The sequence below is a fragment of the Phenylobacterium sp. genome (assembly GCF_036495085.1).
Taxonomy (GTDB): domain Bacteria; phylum Pseudomonadota; class Alphaproteobacteria; order Caulobacterales; family Caulobacteraceae; genus Phenylobacterium.
Genome location: NZ_DASXNL010000171.1, coordinates 48772 through 64179, shown reverse-complemented (window position 1 = coordinate 64179; position 15408 = coordinate 48772). Strand labels below are relative to the sequence as shown.

The following is a 15408-nucleotide window of genomic DNA, read 5'->3' as shown; positions in this document are numbered from 1 at the left end:
AGACCCGATGAATTTCGCCGGTCCCGGCCTCCTCCTGATCCTGCTGGTCGCTGTGGCGCTGGTGTTCGACTTCCTGAACGGTCTCCACGACGCGGCCAACTCGATCGCCACCATCGTCTCGACCCGCGTCCTGCAGCCGCGCTACGCCGTCATCTGGGCGGCCTTCTTCAACTTCATCGCCTTCGCGGTCTTCGGCCAGCATGTGGCCCAGACCGTCGGCAAAGGGATTATCGAGCCGGGCATCGTCTCCGATGCGGTGATCTTTGGAGCCCTTGGCGGCGCGATCACCTGGAACATCGTGACCTGGCTCTCCGGCATCCCCTCATCGTCCTCGCACGCCCTGATCGGCGGGCTCCTGGGGGCAGGACTCGCCAAGGCGGGGTTCAACCACGTGGTGTGGAGCGGGGTGTGGAAGACGGTCGCGGGCATATTCGTCTCCCCCGCGCTCGGCTTGGCGCTGGCGCTGTTGTTGGTGCTGGTCGTCTCCTGGAGCTTCGTAAAGGCCACCCCGGTGTTCGCTGATGGGGTGTTCCGCAAGCTGCAGTTCGTCTCGGCGGCCGCCTTCTCCCTGGGCCACGGCGGTAACGACGCCCAGAAGACCATGGGGATCATCGCCGTTCTGCTCTACGCTCACGGAAAGCTTTCCGGCGCCTTCCACGTCCCGTTGTGGGTTGTGCTTTCCTGTCAGGCAGCTATGGCGCTGGGCACGCTGATGGGCGGCTGGCGGATCGTGCGCACGATGGGATCGAAGATCACCCACCTAACGCCGCAACAAGGTTTCTGCGCCGAGAGCGCCGGCGCGCTGACATTGTTTTTCGCCACCAACATCGGCGTCCCGGTCTCCACCACGCACACCATCACCGGCGGCATCGTGGGCGTCGGCGCCGCGCGGCGGGTTTCAGCCGTCCGCTGGAACGTCGCCGGCGGCATCGTCTGGGCATGGGTCGTCACTATGCCGGCGGCCGGCCTCATCGGCGCGGGCTTCTATGAACTGGCCCGACTCGCCGACCGGTTGTGGGGCTGAACATGACCGAACGCCCCTTCAGTCTGCCCCTCAGCCGAGAACCTGACCGCGAGCCGAGGACCCAATACGCAGCCTTGCCCTGGCGCCTCGACGCGGCACGCCAGGTCGAGGTGCTGGTCATCACCTCGCGAGAAACCCGTCGCTGGGTCATTCCGAAGGGCTGGCCGATCAAGGGCATGAAGTCATCCCAATCCGCCGCGCGCGAGGCCTTCGAGGAGGCTGGAGTCGCAGGCAAGGTCACCAAACGTCCGGTTGGCGTATATGCCTATGACAAGCGACTGAAGAGCGGTCGCCTCCAGCACGTCCGCGTCGCGGTCTTTGGCTTGGAGGTGGAAAGTGAGGCTGACATCTACCCCGAGCTTGGCCAGCGCGATAAGGCGTGGCTCCCGCTCGGCGAGGCGGCCCGCCTGGTGGATGAACCCGAACTCATGGTCCTTCTGGCGACCTTCAAACCGTGATGCCCACCCTCGGAACAATCGAAGGCTTCTTCGGCCGACCCTACGGCTGGACGGAGCGCACGGAACTGATGCGGTTTCTCGCGCCCCATGGCTACAGCTTCTATCTCTACGCCCCGAAGGCCGACGCCTGGCTCCGCCGGCGTTGGCGCGAGCCGCACCCGGCGGAGGAGATGGAGCAGCTAAGCACGTTCGGGGCGGCCTGCCGTGAGGCCGGCGTTAGGTTCGGGGTCGGCCTCTCGCCCTTCGAGCTGCATTTCGGCTTCACCGCCGATGCGAAGTCGGCGCTGGCGGACAAACTCGCCGCGCTGGACGCGGCCGGTTGCGAATGGTTGGCGATCCTGTTCGACGACATGCGAGGCGACCTGGCCGACCTCGCCGGCCGACAGGCCGAGATCGTCGCCTTCGCTTCTGAACGCACCCGCGCCAGCCGGCTCAGCGTCTGCCCCACCTACTACACCGACGATCCGTTGCTGGACCGCGTGTTCGGCCCCAGACCGGCGAGCTATCTGAAGGACCTCGGCGCGGCGCTCGACCCGGCCATCGACCTGATGTGGACCGGCGAGGAGGTCTGCCCGCGCGAATTCTCCCCTGGCCACCTGGATCGCGTCGCCCTCGAGATGGGCCGCAAGCCCTTCCTTTGGGACAACTACCCGGTCAACGACGGCCCGCGGATGAGCCGCCACCTGCACCTGCGCGCGTTCACCGGTCGACCGGCGGCCATCGCACCGCATATCGCCGGCCACGCGGTGAATCCGGCGTCGCAGGCGACCTTGAGCGCCATCCCCATGCTGACGCTGGCGGTCAGCTACGCCCACGGTGACGCCTACGCCTATGGCCAGGCCTTCCGCGAAGCAGCGTTGGTGGTCTGCGGCCCTTATCTGGCAGCCATGCTGGCCGCCGACCTGGCCCTTTTGCAGGACGCCGGCGTTGGCGACCTTAGCGGCGAGCGGCGCGACAGGCTGCGCGCCCGCTACGCTGCCTACGACCATCCGGCCGCTCGCGAGGTCGTGGGCTGGCTCGACGGGGCCTACGCCATCACCGGCGAACAGATTCAGACCCAATAATATTCACGATTAACCTGCGTTAACCGAAATTGTCAGCCTTACCTTAGTGTTCTGGCGCCAGGGTCTGAGCTGAATCTGGAGCCTGGAAGCGGTGTCGCAGCCCTACCCCACGGTCGGTCGTCCACTCGTCGTCCTGCACGTTGACGATGATCCCATGAACTTGCGCGTGGTCGAGGAAATCCTCACCGCGTTCAACCATCGGGCGGTCAAGGCCAACTCCGGCGCCGAGGCGCTCCAGCTTGTCGCCGAACAGGCCTTCGACGTGATCCTGATGGACATCCACATGCCCAAGATGAGCGGCATCGAGGCGGTCGAGCGGTTGCGGGCCATGCCCGGTGAGGCGGGCAAGACACCGGTGATCGCGCTGACGGCGGACGTCACCACTCGCCGCCCGAAGGAATATGAAGCTCTGGGCTTCAACGGCTACGTGTCCAAGCCCATTCTGGTCTCCAGGCTGCTGGACGCCATCAAGACCGCCGCCGAGCCGCGGCGCGCCCCCAAGGCCTTCCCCTACCGGGTCATTCGCACCGGCTGACCCTCGCAGTGCGCGACCGGCCGGGTTAACCTTTCCTGTCGGCCGCGAAAGAGCCGAGGAACGGGAGGCCGCCATGCCCAAGCTCGATCGCGACGGAGTCAACATCTACTACGAGGTCCACGGCGCCGGACCGGCGCTGATCCTCACCCACGGCTACTCGGCGACCTCGGCGATGTGGGCCGGTCAGGTCGGGCCGCTTTCCAAGCACTTCAAGGTCATCACGTGGGACATGCGCGGCCACGGCCAGTCTGACTACCCGGACGACCTGGGCGCATATTCCGAAGAAGCCACCGTCGCAGACATGGCCGCTCTGCTGGATGCGGTGGGCGCGCGCGAGGCCGTCGTCGGGGGCCTTTCGCTGGGCGGTTACATGAGCCTGGCCTTCCATCTCGCCCATCCCGAGCGCACGCGCGGGCTGCTGATCATCGACACTGGCCCAGGCTACAAGAACGACCAGGCCCGCGACGGCTGGAATGCCAACGCCGTGCGCCGCGCCGAACGCCTCGAGGCCGAGGGGCTGGGCGATCTCGCCGGCGCCAGCGCTGAAGTCCGCGCCGCACGCCACCGAGACGCCACCGGCCTGGCGCGGGCCGCTCGGGGCATGCTTACCCAGCGTGACGCCCGGGTGATCGAGAGCCTGCCTTCGGTCGCTATTCCCGCCGTGGTGATCGTAGGCGCGAACGACACGCCCTTCCTGGCCGCGTCCGACTACATGTCGGCCAAGATTCCGGGTGCGAAAAAGGTGGTGATCCCGGACGCCGGCCACAGCGCCAACATCGACCAGCCGGCCGCCTTCAACGCCGCTCTCTCCGGCTTTCTCAAGGACGCCGGCCTGATGTCCAGCTGAGATCCAGGATCGTGCGATATCGCAAAGCGCGGCCGGAGCATCTGGCTCCCAGGTTGGCGCGGGCCGGCGAATTGCCGCGCTCCAGGACCACGGATCCGGGATTTTCTCCATGGCTGACGAGCTCCCCTCCCGCCGTCCGGCAGCCCGCTCCGCGGCGTCGCGCCGCGGCTGGCTGGCGGCAGGTGGACTGGCGGCGGCCGTGACCATAGCCATCGCCATCATGCCGCCCGGTGTGTTCGGCCCGCCGGCCACCCGGTCCTTCACCACGGCCCCGGATGAACGCCGAAGCCTCTCGCTGGCCGATGGCTCGAAGCTCGACCTCAACGCGGGCGCCAGGCTCACGGTCACGCTGGACACGCGCGAACGGAGGGCCGTCGTGACCGAGGGCGAAGCGGTGTTCGAAGTCGCCGCCGACAAATCCCGGCCGTTCCTGATCGCCGCCGGCGACAGCACTATTCGCGCGGTGGGCGCGCGCTTCGATGTCCGCCGGCGCGCGGGCCGCCTTTCCGTGACCGTTGAACGAGGCCTTGTCGAGGTTCGGCCCGGCGACAAGGTAGGCGGCGGGGCCATCGTTCTGCGTCCCGGACAGCGCCTGGAACTCAGCGAAGGCGCGTCCGGTGTGCAGGTAAGCCCGGTCGAGCCCATCCGGCTTCGAAGTGACGGGGCAGCGACGCCTTGAGCGGGGCCGGCGACAAACGAAGGCGAGGTGAAAGGTCTCGCTGCTCGCCGACAGCTTCCTATCCGTTCAGCAATCCCGCGATCGTTTGGGCCAGCGTTTCCATGTTGAACGGCTTGCGAAGGATCGTGGCCCGGCCGCCCAACGCCTGATCTACGGCCGCGGTGTCCGCATGGCCGCTGGCGAAGACGATCGGAATCTCCGGCCAGCGCTTCCGAACCAGGCCCGCGAGCTCGGCGCCGTTCATCCCTGGCATCGCATAGTCGAGGAGAAGCAGGTCGGGGCGCTCGGATTCTAGAATGGCGAGAGCGGCCGCCCCACTGTCCGCCTCCAGGACCCTGTATCCCAGAAGCTCCAGGGTTTGAACGGCGAGCGCGCGCACGGGCCCCTCGTCATCGACCACCAATACCGTGCCACCGGTTTCGGGAGCCAGGATCGGCGCCTGGTCGCTGCGCGCCGAATGGGACCCGGCGGCCGCGGTCGATCGCCTCAGCAGGAGGCGCACCACAGTGCCCGCGCCCGGCGCGCTTTCGATCTGCGCCACGCCCCCGGCCTGTCGGGCCACACCATAGACCTGGCTGAGGCCCAGGCCCGTTCCTTTGCCGACGTCCTTAGTGGTGAAGAACGGATCGAACGCCCGGTCGATCACTTGCGGCGACATACCCTCGCCAGTGTCCGCGACACTCAGCTCGACATAGTCGCCGGCATCCAGAACCGGGTCGCTGGCTGACAGGGTGCGGATTCGGGTCGAGATCACCAGCCTTCCACCGTTCGGCATGGCGTCACGCGCGTTGATCGCCAAGTTGAGGATCGCCAACTCCAGCTGGGTGGGATCGCTCATCACTGACGCGCTCCTCTCGCCTAGCTCCAGGCTGAGCGCGATGTCGGGCCCAAGCGTGCGGACCAGCAACTCGCGCATCTCGCCGATAAGTTCGGCCACGACGAACGACCTGAGTTCCAGCTTCTGGCTCCGTGAGAAGGCCAGCAGTTGCCGGGTCAGGCTGGCTCCCCGCTCGGCTGCCGCCATGCCGCTTTCCGCCCAGGCGGCGACTTTGTCGGTGTCCGTCGGCCGGCGACGGATCAGCTCGAAGGCGCCATGAACTACCTGCAGCAGGTTATTGAAATCATGAGCGATACCGCCGGTGAGTTGACCGAGGGCCTCCATCTTCTGACTCTGCCTCAGCGCTTCCTCGGCCTTGCTCCGCGCCGCCATCTCCTCGCGCAGGCGCTGGTTCGCCGCGCTCAGCAGGCTCGCTCGGGCCTCAAGCTGAGATGCCCCGGCGGTCACCACGCCGAGCAGCAGGAACGCCAACACCAGAAGAAGCGCCAGGCCGGAATGGCGGCCGAGCACGGTTGTCCACGGCTCCGGCAAGGTCGCCAGGTAGACCGTTCCCAACCGCTGGCCTTGCTCGGCCACGGGCCGGGCCACTGTCACCCGTCCTGCGGCGAAGTTAGAACCCGCCGCGTGCGGATTCGTGGGCGCAGGAGCCGCGCCGCGGCGGACAAACGTGACCACGGCTTGGTCGGAAGCATCATAGATCGCCGCCGCCGCCACCGTGGGGTCTAGCCTCAGCGCGCCCACATATTCACGCATGGCCTCGCGGTCGTCGAAAGCGAGCGCGGCGCTGACGCTGGCGGCCAGGATATCGGCCTGCACTTCCGCCTGCCGCTGCGCCTGATTGCGGTGGACGATCTCCGCTCGACCCGCCAGCAGCGCGCCAATCGCCAGTAGAGCCAGGACGCTCGACCAGGCAATGTCGAGCAGCCGCCGGTCCGCGAGAGGCGCAAAGCGCCAGTTCATCGCCTTACTCGCACCGCAAGGGCGAGCAGCTTCGAGCTGATGGCCACGCCGTTCGCTTCGGCCTGCCCGGCGTCGATGCTGAACCGCACCTTGCCAGCCTCCACGCGCAGGTGGACGATGCCGATGACGCCTGCGCCGCGCGTTTCATCCGTGACCGTCAGCACAGGCTGTCCCTCCACAGCCTGCAACGCCTGGGCCTGCGTCTGTGCCGGCCCACCAGCCAAATAGGCGATCTCGCAGCCCGAGTCGGGGTCAAGCTTCGGCAAGCGGCGCACGATCACCGGGTGGGTCCCAACGGCCTGTCCGTTCATCGCGCGGTCCAATACGGCCCCGAACGGGTCGGCCCCCTGCACGCAGATGACAAGCGGCGCGTTTGGCCCGGAAAACGCTCCTGGCGGCCAGCTTACGAAGGGTGCGAGCTTGTAGAGGTAGGTCGCCTTTACCTGTAGCTCGAGCTGGCTCGCATCGCCGCGCGAAGCTTCGGCGTGCGCCGCCGAGCCCGATAGGCAGGCTAGCGTCGCCGCTATAGCGAGGCTTCGCCTGGCTGAACTCAAAGTGCTCGCCTCCTAAGTGGGCGGCGCTTGATCCGACGCCTGCCGGCCGACCCCATCGCCTCCGGCAAGTGGCCTTTCATGGAACCTCCCGTTCCCATGTATCGCTCCTCAGGCCAGACCCTCGGCCGCCATGTGGCTCCCCGCCCCCGTCACCCCCGCGCTCGTCAACGGCGGCGCAGCGGCGCCCAGCCGTTCGAGAAGGTGGTCTCCAACCCGAAGGGCATTGGCCACCGTCGTCAGCGTCGGATTTACCGAGGCGATCGATGGGAAGAAGCTGGTGTCCACGACATAGAGATTGTCGAGCTCGTGGGCCTTGCACCAGGGGTCCAGCACGGAGCCGGCAGGATCCGTCCCGAAACGCACCGTGCCTGCCTGGTGCGCGGTTCCGTAGAGCGGCAAGAGACTGCCGAATTCGAAATGGTGTTGCGAGATGGGGTGCGCGTGGTCGACGAACCCGTCCAGCGAGGCGTGCAGCGTCTTCACGAGCCGCTCATGGCCCTCCAGGTTGTTGTAGGTGTAGTCGAGGCAGATCCGCCCGTCGCCGGTGAGCCGCACACGGTTCTCCGGCAGCGGGAGATCCTCGGAGATCACCAGCATCGACAGCATGCGCTCAGCCAAGCCCTCGGAGATGATGTTCGGCACCAGGCCCGGCGGCAACCAATCGGAGACCTGCCCTTCGAGCGTCTGGCCGGACATGTATTCCAGGAGTTGGATATGCCCCATGGGCTTGTCGTAGCCGCCGTTCGGATCGCCCCAGTAGAAATCGTTGCAGGCGAGCGTCTTGGGGAACGTCACGTCAACGTGGGCGCAGGTCAGCGAGACCATCGCGGTCAGGGTGTGGAACATATAGTTGCGCCCGACCTGGTCTGACCCGTTGGCCAGGCCTGCCGGATGGGCCGCATTTGCCGAGGCCAGCAGCACCGCGGCGGTATTCGCCGCGCCCGCCGCCAGCACGATGATATCGCCGGTCCAGCGCTCCTCCCCCTGCTCCGTCTGGCAGACCACCTCGGTCACCGTCCGGCCTCCGGAATCGGTTTCCAGGCGCGTCACCTTTCGCCCGGTGAGCAGCGTGATGTTCGCCAACCCCATCAGCGGTTCGATAGCCACGGTTCTTGCGTCGGACTTGGCCTTCAAGAGGCACGGATAGCCGCCGCAGGTCTTACACTTGATGCAGGCTGACGTGACTGGATGAGCCTGATCGAGGTTGATGCCCAGCGGCAGCGAGAATGGTTTCCACCCTTGCGCCTCCCAGTGGGCGCGTAGCTGTGCAATCCCCGGGTCGTCGTGCACCGCGTCGTAGGCATAGGGCGGTTCGTCGCCCTCCTCGGTCGGGTCCGCGCCGCGCGCGCCATGCACTCGCCAAAGGGCTTCGGCCTTTGCGTAGTAGGGGGACATGTCGGTGAGGCTGATGGGCCAGGCTGGCGATACCCCGCCCGCGTGCTGCACCTCCTGGAAGTCCCGCCCGCGCAGCCGCATCAGGGCTGCGCCATAGAAGCTGGTATTGCCGCCGACCCAGTAGTGGGTGTTGGGCGAGAACGGCTTGCCGTTCTTGTCGTACCACTTCTCCTGGGTGCGGTAGCGGTGCTGGATGAAGACCGCACGGGAGCTCCAATTCTCAGCCTCACGCGGCAGATGCTCGCCGCGCTCCAGGATCAGTATGGATTTGCCGCTCGCCGCGAGCTTTTGGGCAAGCGTGCCACCCCCCGCCCCGCTGCCGATAATCACCACGTCGAAATGCGCCATCGCCGCCCCTATTCGTCCAGATGATACTTTGCCGACGCAGGGCTCAGCACCGCGATCAGCAGCCATTCCGGAAGATATCGCAGCATTGTTGCGGCGATTTTGTTGTGCACGCCGGGAACGATGACAACCTGACCCTTGTCGTTGGCCGCAAGGGTTGTGGCCACCACCGCTTCGGCGGTCTGGAAAAACCGCCGCGGCGCATCGTCCATCACCGCCTTCGTCCCGTTCGCCTCGGCGAATTCGGTGAGCGTGAAGCCTGGGCAGGTCACGGTCACCTTGACTCCCGTACCCTTCAGCTCCGCCGCTAGCGCCTGGCTGAATTTCACGCTCAAGCTCTTGGCGCCCGGGTAGAGGCTATGCCCAGCCACGCCTGGCGCGAAGGCGGCCAGGGAGCCCACATTGATGATCGAGCCCCGCCCGCGCTCGACCATCCCGGGGATCACGTCGTAGGCCAGGCCGCAGGCGTTCACGACGAGGGTCATCAGGAACGCGCGCTGTCGCTCCCAGGGCACAGCGCCGAAGCTCTGGGCGATCGAGAACCCGGCGTTGTTCACCAGCACATCGACCACCCTGCCTCGCGCCGCCACCGCCGCCATCACCTTGGCGTGCGCCTCGAAATCCGCCAGGTCCGCCGGAACTGCGAAGGCGGTGATCCCGTGCGCCGCCGCAAGCTCGGCCGCAAGCGCCTCAAGGCGTTCGGTCCGTCGCGCCGAGAGGGCTAGGTCATAACCCCTGGCGGCGTAGGCCCGCGCAAACGCCGCTCCGATTCCGGCCGAGGCGCCGGTGATCAGGGCAAGGGGCCGGCGGCTGGCGGAGGCTGTCATCGCGCCAGTTGCGGCGTTCATTGGCCTCGCGTCAAACGCGACGTCGTCCGGGGACGCGCCTTCCGATCCCGGGCTATGCGAAACGCAAATGACATAGCGGCGTCACGCGGACATGCAAATCTAGCCGGCGTCCTGCCGTTCGCCCCACGTCCCGCCGACCGGGCTGGGCCATGCTGGTCCCGCTCATGAGGTCGTTCGGTCCGTCGATGAAGGAGCGCCCGAAAGGTGCTGGTGGCTGCCCGGCGTCAGACTTCCAATCCTCGAGTTGCTTGCGGAGACTCAGATGGACCTGAACAAAGCTTCCTCGGCCGAAATCCTCGATCGGCCCCATCGCGCGCCGCACTCCGCTACGCCGCGGCGCAAAGCCCGGCGGGCAATGCCGGTCGCACGGACCACGACGCAGGACGTGCAGGCCGGCATCGGCCTGGCCATCCGCGGTCGGCGGCGGTTGATCGACATGACCCTGCGCGCCCTGGCCGACGCCTGCGGCGTCAGCTTCCAGCAGATCCACAAATACGAATCCGGCCAGTGCAGCATCTCCGCCGTCCAACTCTGGCGGATCGCCAGCGCGCTCGGCGTACCGGTGAGCTACTTCTTCGAGCGTGTGACGCCCGCGGACCGGAGCTGATCATCCGCCTCGCAAGCCTCCCCGATCACCTCGGGCAGGCCGAACCAGGTGAGTTCCCGCTGGCCAAGGCTCCAGTGCTGGAAGGCGCCCAGGAAGCGCCAGGCCGCCTCGTCGTGGACGAGGTGATGGGTCAGTAACCCGATCGGCGCGTCCCACAGGCCGGCTTCGCGTCGACGCCGCATCTCGGCGGCGAGTGAGTCAAGCAACCTGGCTCGGCCCCGGAACCGGGCCCCGCCGCGCCAGCGCAGCAGGTCGAGGTGGACGTCGGCGCGCGCGAGGTCTGCGCCGCCGCCTTGGTCCCCCAACCCTCCGTGCGCCGACCAGCCGTCATAGCCGAGGCTCCGCAGCGCCGCCTCCAGCCTGGGATGGACGTCGTTCCAGGGCGGGGTGAACACAGCCAGGATGTTCGGTAGCCGCTGCAGGCGCCCCCACCCCTGGAGCAATGCGCTCTGGAGCTGTGCTTGCGTCCAGTCGCCCGGAAACTCTCCCGCTGCGTCTCCGGTCCGCCGGTTCTGATGATCGACGCCGTGCTGGACGACGCAGACTCCGGAGACGTGCCTCAGTCTGGCGGCCAGGCCGGGCATGTCGCCGGACGGCACAACCGCCAGCGTCAGGGGAATGCGCGTCTGCTGCGCGGCCTTCAACAGCCGGTCTAACGCCGCCGACGGGGCGCTGGCGTCGTCATCACGCCACCACAGCCGCGCCGTTCGGCCGGCGGCGCGCCAACGCCGCGCCTCGCGCCAGAGCGCCGGGGTCGTCCGCACCTTCGCGCGCTCTCAGGCCGCTCTGGCCAGGGTGCTCGCCGGTTCGGCCGTGGCCGATGTGTCCAGCTCGGCCCTCAACGCCGAAATCAGCGGATAAAGGCCAGCCATCAGCGAGATCAGCAGTCCCCAGCCGCCCTCCCGCCAACCCTCGCGCTTGACGTAGCATTTCCAGAACCGACGAAGGCCGCGGAAGGCGTTGCCGGCCAGGCCGACATTGCCGCCGTGCTCGCGAAGGTCCTGGGCGCGCAGCTCGGTGTAGCGGTCGAGCCTGCGGAACACGTCCGAGACGGTCTCGCCGAACTGGTGGCGGATTGCGCCCTGGAGTTTGGGCCCTTCGGGGCCATCGAAGGTTACCTTTGGATGGACGCGCTCACCGCCCCAGCGCTTCGCGCCCTTTCGGTAGAGCCGCGCGGCCAAGGTGGTTCCGAAAGCCCCGCCCCAGCCGTGGCGTATCAGCCGTCCGCCGACGTAGTTGGCCACAGGCGCCTTGCACCAGTCGAATTGCCGGTCGGCCAGGCCGGCGCGGATCTCCGCGGCCAGTTCCACGCCGATCAATTCGTCGGCGTCGACTTCCAGGATCCAGTCGCCGGAGGCCGCGGCCATTCCGGCCGCGCGACGCGGCCCTTCCAGCGGAAAGACTCCGCTTACGATCACCGCGCCGTGCGCCTCGCCGATCGCGCGCGTCCGGTCGGTGCAACGGTCGAGCACCAGCACGATCTCGTCGACGAACTTCAGGGCCTCCAGGCACGGCCCCAGTCGCCGTTCTTCATTGTGAACACAAAGCACCGCTGAAAGCTTGGTCATGACGTCCCCCCACAGACGGCTGACGCTGCCGGGCAGGTGTCACCTCAGCAAAAAACTTGGCTGTGTCGGATTGCCGCGGCTAGGATTATGCTGAAATTATAAGGATTTGCTTGGTTAGGTTTGTGTTACTCGATCGTTTCAACCTGGCGCTGCAGCGGGTCAGGCAAGCGCCCGCCCGCACCCCGGTCAGCGACCCACGGCCTTAACCGCAGCGCTCACCGCGGGAAAGGTGTCCACGGCCTTGATCAGGAGCCCCAGACCGGAGATCCCAAGCAGGATGAACGTCACCCGCCGGAAATTGATGTCCGACAACGAACGGTAGAGCCTGACGCCCAGGAGCGTGCAGGGCAGCACCACCGGAACGGTGATCGCCACCAGCAGCCAGTAGGTTCGCCCGAAGGTCTCGGGCCGCTGCAGCGCCAGCAGGGTGATCGAAAGGATCTGCAGCACAAAGATGTAGGGTTGGACGATGGCCCGCGACTCCCGCTTGGGCAGATGCCGAAGGCCGCTCCAGACCACGACGGCCGCCCCCGGAAACGCCGTGAAGCCTCCGATGACACCACCGGACATCCCGACGAGCGACGAGGTGAGCCAATTGCCGTTGACCAGCGCGTGGCCGGGGTGCGGCCGCAGCAGCGAATAGGCTGCGTAGAGGACCAGGAATGCGCCGAAAACCAGCATCAGGTTGCCGGTGGGCAGGGAGCTTAGGATCGCCAGCCCGATGGGAACCCCTATGAGGCCGCCCAGGAGGTAGGGCGCGGGTCCGTCTGGCCACCAGTGGCGGATCGGCTGCATGTCGCCCTTGAGCTGCCTCAGCGACATCACCTGGTTTGCGGCTGACAGCGTCATCAGGAGCGGCACGCCCAGCTTCGGCGGCAGCACGATGAGGCAAAGCGCGCCGATCGCTGAGAAGCCGAAACCGGAGAGCCCGCTCATCAGCGCCGAGGCGGCAAGGATCACGACAAGCAAAGCAATCGTGATTGGAGAAAACCCGTCAATCAACAAGTCACTATCCTCTGAAAGCTACTATCGACCTGGGACTCGGGCTCCGGACTCAGCCGGACGCTCGCGTTTGAATCTTGTAGTTGGATCAGGACGCCGGTCGTCGGCTGTCGACGCGGCTGACCTTGATGAGGGGCGTTTGCGGCCTCCACCGCCCAGTTTCTCATCAGCCGATGGAGGCGGCGCCTTTGTCGTGACATTTGGCGCAGGGCGCCGAACATCCCGGGAGGCGCCGCCCGCCCCCCGTCAGAACTTCACCACCAGCCTGCCGTAGTAGAAGCCGCCGTTGATGCCGTAGGGCGAAATGCCGATCGGAGCGTCGTAGACGTTGCTGCCATCCGCCAAGCCACCGGCCGGAGGGAATTGGAGAACGTTCGGAGGCTTCTGATCGAACAGGTTGTTCGCGCCCACCGAAAGCCGAACCTGGTCGGTCACCTGGTAAGCGATGTCCAGGTCAGTGATCCCCGTCACGCCGACCTTGTTCGTGAAGTTCGGTGGGGCCCCGGTGCCATCCGGACTGACGATTTCGGAGGACTCTCCGTAGATCGTCTCACGCAGGTTCACCGCCCATTTGTCCATGGACCACAAGGCGCCGAGCGAGACCTTTTCACGAGGCGAGGCGGTGGTCAGGTCGCTGATCGCTGTCGGGGAGAGCAGCGCGCCCTGCGCAGCCAGCGGCGCCGGCGGCGGCGTCTGCTTTGTGATGGTGGTCTTGTTGTAGTTGGCGGCCAGGCTCCAGTCGATGTGGCCCCAGCCCTCCAGCTCGGTGACGTAGCTGATCGTCAGGTCAACGCCCTGGGTCCTGGTGTCGACGCCATTGGCGAACAGGCTCACGCCCACGAACGTGACCGTCGGATCGAGGACGTTGCCGTGAGCCCTGATGGCGTCGATCACCGCCTGCGACACGACCGTCGTACCATTCAGGCCGAGGTAGAGGCCTGAGCCGATGATCCGGTTCGTGATGTCGATCGAATAGGCGTCGAGGGTTGCGATCAGGTTGGCGGCCGGGTGAGCGACAAAGCCCACGCTGTAGTTCGTCGATTTCTCCGGCTTCAGCGGAGCAAAGCCGAGCAGCGCCGCGGCGGGCGAATTCGGCGGCAACTGGACGACGGCGGAGGTCGGCGAAACGTTGGTGGCCGAATAGAACTCCTCGGCCAGCGTCGGCGCCCTAAAGCCGTTGGCGATCGTGCCGCGAAGCGCGAATTCGGGGTTGAAGTCATAGCGCCCGGTCAGCTTTCCGACCGTGGTGTCCCCGAAGTCGTTGAAGTGTTCGTAGCGCACCGCCGCATCGATCTTCAGGGCTTCGACCGGCTGGGCGGCGATATCGATGTAACCGGCGTAGTTGTTGCGGGTGTGCTTGCCCGCATCGCTCTGTAGGAAGCCCGGGTAGGACTGCCCCCCTTCCTTGTAGGTCGACCCGGCGTCCCCTGCGGTGATTTCGTAGCTTTCACTGCGTTGCTCGAGGCCGAAGGCGACGTTCAGCGGCTGGGCCATGCCGACGTCGAAGGCGCGGCTGATGTCGAGGTTGTTGGTCCACTGGGTCGAAGTGAAAGCGCCGTCGGCAAACTGAGTTGGCGTGAAGTGGGTGTCGATGAACAGCGCCCGGTTGGCTGAATTCAGGGTCGAGATGTCGTCCTTGTCGCGGCCATAGGTACTCGAAAGGTCCCAGTGCCATGCATCGATATCACCGCGCAGGCCGACGGTGAGGCCGTAGTCGCTCTCCACGAGTCCCTCGCGCGGACTGAAGCCGAGCGGGGCGAAGACCACGGCATCGGCCGCGCCGCAGGCGCCGGCGACCCCCAGCACCGGCGAGCCGATGACCTTGCAGGGTACGCGGTAGTTTTCGAAGGCGGAGGCCTTGCGGTAGCTGTAGGTGCCGAAGCTGTAAGCCTCCACTGAGCCGAAGTTGTAGCCGGTATTGTAGGCGATGTTGTCAATGTTCGACTGGGCGTCGCCGACGATGTTGTTGAGGTTAGGGTAGCCCGGGATGTTCGTTGTGACGCCGCTGCCAGGGATCAACGCGCCGGACACCGTCGAGAACCGTGCGTCGGCCCCGCCGCGCCGGCTGAAGCCGTGGAAGCGTGTCTCACCCGTCACGTTCAGGAATCCGGCGGAGCCCAGCGACGTCCCGAAGTTCAGGGACAGCGCGCCGGTGTCCCCATCACCCTGATAGTATTGCCCCGCCGTCGCCGCCACCTGTCCGCCGCTGGAGGCGTTCTTCAGGATGATGTTGACGACGCCTGCAATGGCGTCGGTGCCGTACTGGGCCGCAGCGCCATCCTGCAACACTTCGATGTGGTCGATCGCGTCGACCGGGATAAGGCTGAGATCGGCCGTCGCCGCGCCTTGGTAAGGCCCACCCAGGACATGCAAGTTGCCTGTCGGGTGACGCCGCTTGCCGTTGACCAGCACTAACGTGTCGTTTGGGCTCAAGCCCCGCAGGCGCGCCGACAGCGTCAGGTTGGCGGTGTCGCCGCCCAGCCCTTCGGCCGTGAAAGAGGGAACGGTCTGCGCCAGGCCCTGGATCAGATCCGGCTGGCCGATACGCTTGAAAGAATCCGAGCCGACGACCTGCACCGGGGCCGGGCTGTCGCCGGCCTTCAGGCCGCTCACTCGTGTACCGGTGACGATGACTTCTTCTACATTTCCTGCGGAATCCGCATCCGCGGCTAACGAATTTGAAG

Annotated in this window: 15 protein-coding genes; 7 read left to right on the top strand and 8 right to left on the bottom strand. The window is 66.5% G+C overall.

Annotation, left to right across the window (positions count from 1 at the left end; all coding sequences use genetic code 11):
- Positions 1-7 precede the first annotated feature (7 nt).
- The 6 genes from VGI62_RS18885 to VGI62_RS18860 all read left to right on the top strand — a co-directional run bounded on the left by VGI62_RS18885 (position 8) and on the right by VGI62_RS18860 (position 4607).
- Positions 8-1024, top strand: coding sequence for an inorganic phosphate transporter (locus tag VGI62_RS18885; protein WP_331506104.1), 1017 nt, complete (start codon positions 8-10; stop codon positions 1022-1024).
- A gap of 2 nt (positions 1025-1026) precedes the next feature.
- Positions 1027-1482, top strand: a complete 456-nt coding sequence (locus VGI62_RS18880) for an NUDIX hydrolase (protein ID WP_331506103.1) — start codon at positions 1027-1029, stop codon at positions 1480-1482.
- Entirely contained in the window at positions 1482-2546 is a 1065-nt protein-coding gene (locus VGI62_RS18875) for a beta-N-acetylglucosaminidase domain-containing protein (protein ID WP_331506132.1), read from the top strand. Before VGI62_RS18880 ends, VGI62_RS18875 begins: the two co-directional genes overlap by 1 nt.
- 91 nt (positions 2547-2637) lie before the next feature.
- On the top strand, positions 2638-3081 hold the full coding sequence (locus VGI62_RS18870; protein ID WP_331506102.1) for a response regulator: 444 nt from the start codon (positions 2638-2640) through the stop codon (positions 3079-3081).
- A 73-nt stretch (positions 3082-3154) separates the two neighbouring features.
- The gene (locus VGI62_RS18865) at positions 3155-3928 is read left to right on the top strand and encodes an alpha/beta fold hydrolase (RefSeq protein WP_331506101.1); all 774 of its coding nucleotides are present in this window, start codon (positions 3155-3157) and stop codon (positions 3926-3928) included.
- A 109-nt stretch (positions 3929-4037) separates the two neighbouring features.
- The gene (locus VGI62_RS18860; RefSeq protein ID WP_331506100.1) at positions 4038-4607 is read left to right on the top strand and encodes a FecR family protein; all 570 of its coding nucleotides are present in this window, start codon (positions 4038-4040) and stop codon (positions 4605-4607) included.
- 58 nt (positions 4608-4665) lie between these two features.
- Here VGI62_RS18860 and VGI62_RS18855 read toward each other — a convergent pair whose 3' ends face one another.
- The 4 genes from VGI62_RS18855 to VGI62_RS18840 all read right to left on the bottom strand — a co-directional run bounded on the left by VGI62_RS18855 (position 4666) and on the right by VGI62_RS18840 (position 9547).
- Positions 4666-6405, bottom strand: coding sequence for a response regulator (locus VGI62_RS18855; RefSeq protein WP_331506099.1), 1740 nt, complete (start codon positions 6403-6405; stop codon positions 4666-4668).
- On the bottom strand, positions 6402-6959 hold the full coding sequence (locus VGI62_RS18850; protein WP_331506098.1) for a YfiR family protein: 558 nt from the start codon (positions 6957-6959) through the stop codon (positions 6402-6404). The genes VGI62_RS18855 and VGI62_RS18850 overlap by 4 nt, the downstream gene beginning before the upstream one ends.
- Positions 6960-7067: 108 nt before the next feature.
- Positions 7068-8702: a GMC family oxidoreductase gene (locus tag VGI62_RS18845; protein ID WP_331506097.1), complete on the bottom strand. Its 1635-nt coding sequence runs from the start codon at positions 8700-8702 to the stop codon at positions 7068-7070.
- Between the two features lie 8 nt (positions 8703-8710).
- On the bottom strand, positions 8711-9547 hold the full coding sequence (locus VGI62_RS18840; protein WP_331506096.1) for an SDR family NAD(P)-dependent oxidoreductase: 837 nt from the start codon (positions 9545-9547) through the stop codon (positions 8711-8713).
- A gap of 262 nt (positions 9548-9809) precedes the next feature.
- Between VGI62_RS18840 and VGI62_RS18835 the strand changes: the two genes are divergently transcribed.
- Positions 9810-10154 carry a helix-turn-helix transcriptional regulator gene (locus VGI62_RS18835; RefSeq protein WP_331506095.1) on the top strand — a complete coding sequence of 115 codons (345 nt, stop codon included), beginning with the start codon at positions 9810-9812 and terminating at the stop codon, positions 10152-10154.
- Here the strand turns inward: VGI62_RS18835 and VGI62_RS18830 are convergent.
- From VGI62_RS18830 to VGI62_RS18815, 4 genes are all read right to left on the bottom strand, one after another.
- Positions 10115-10918, bottom strand: a complete 804-nt coding sequence (locus VGI62_RS18830; protein ID WP_331506094.1) for a polysaccharide deacetylase — start codon at positions 10916-10918, stop codon at positions 10115-10117. The two genes, VGI62_RS18835 and VGI62_RS18830, sit on opposite strands and share 40 nt — an antisense overlap.
- A gap of 12 nt (positions 10919-10930) precedes the next feature.
- Positions 10931-11722, bottom strand: a complete 792-nt coding sequence (locus VGI62_RS18825) for a glycosyltransferase family 2 protein (RefSeq protein ID WP_331506093.1) — start codon at positions 11720-11722, stop codon at positions 10931-10933.
- 186 nt (positions 11723-11908) lie between these two features.
- Positions 11909-12727 (bottom strand): sulfite exporter TauE/SafE family protein, encoded by an 819-nt coding sequence (locus VGI62_RS18820; RefSeq protein WP_331506092.1) that lies wholly within the window; start codon positions 12725-12727, stop codon positions 11909-11911.
- Positions 12728-12970: 243 nt separating this feature from the next.
- Complete coding sequence (locus VGI62_RS18815; protein ID WP_331506091.1) at positions 12971-15337, bottom strand: TonB-dependent receptor plug domain-containing protein; 2367 nt, start codon at positions 15335-15337, stop codon at positions 12971-12973.
- Positions 15338-15408: the final 71 nt, after the last annotated feature.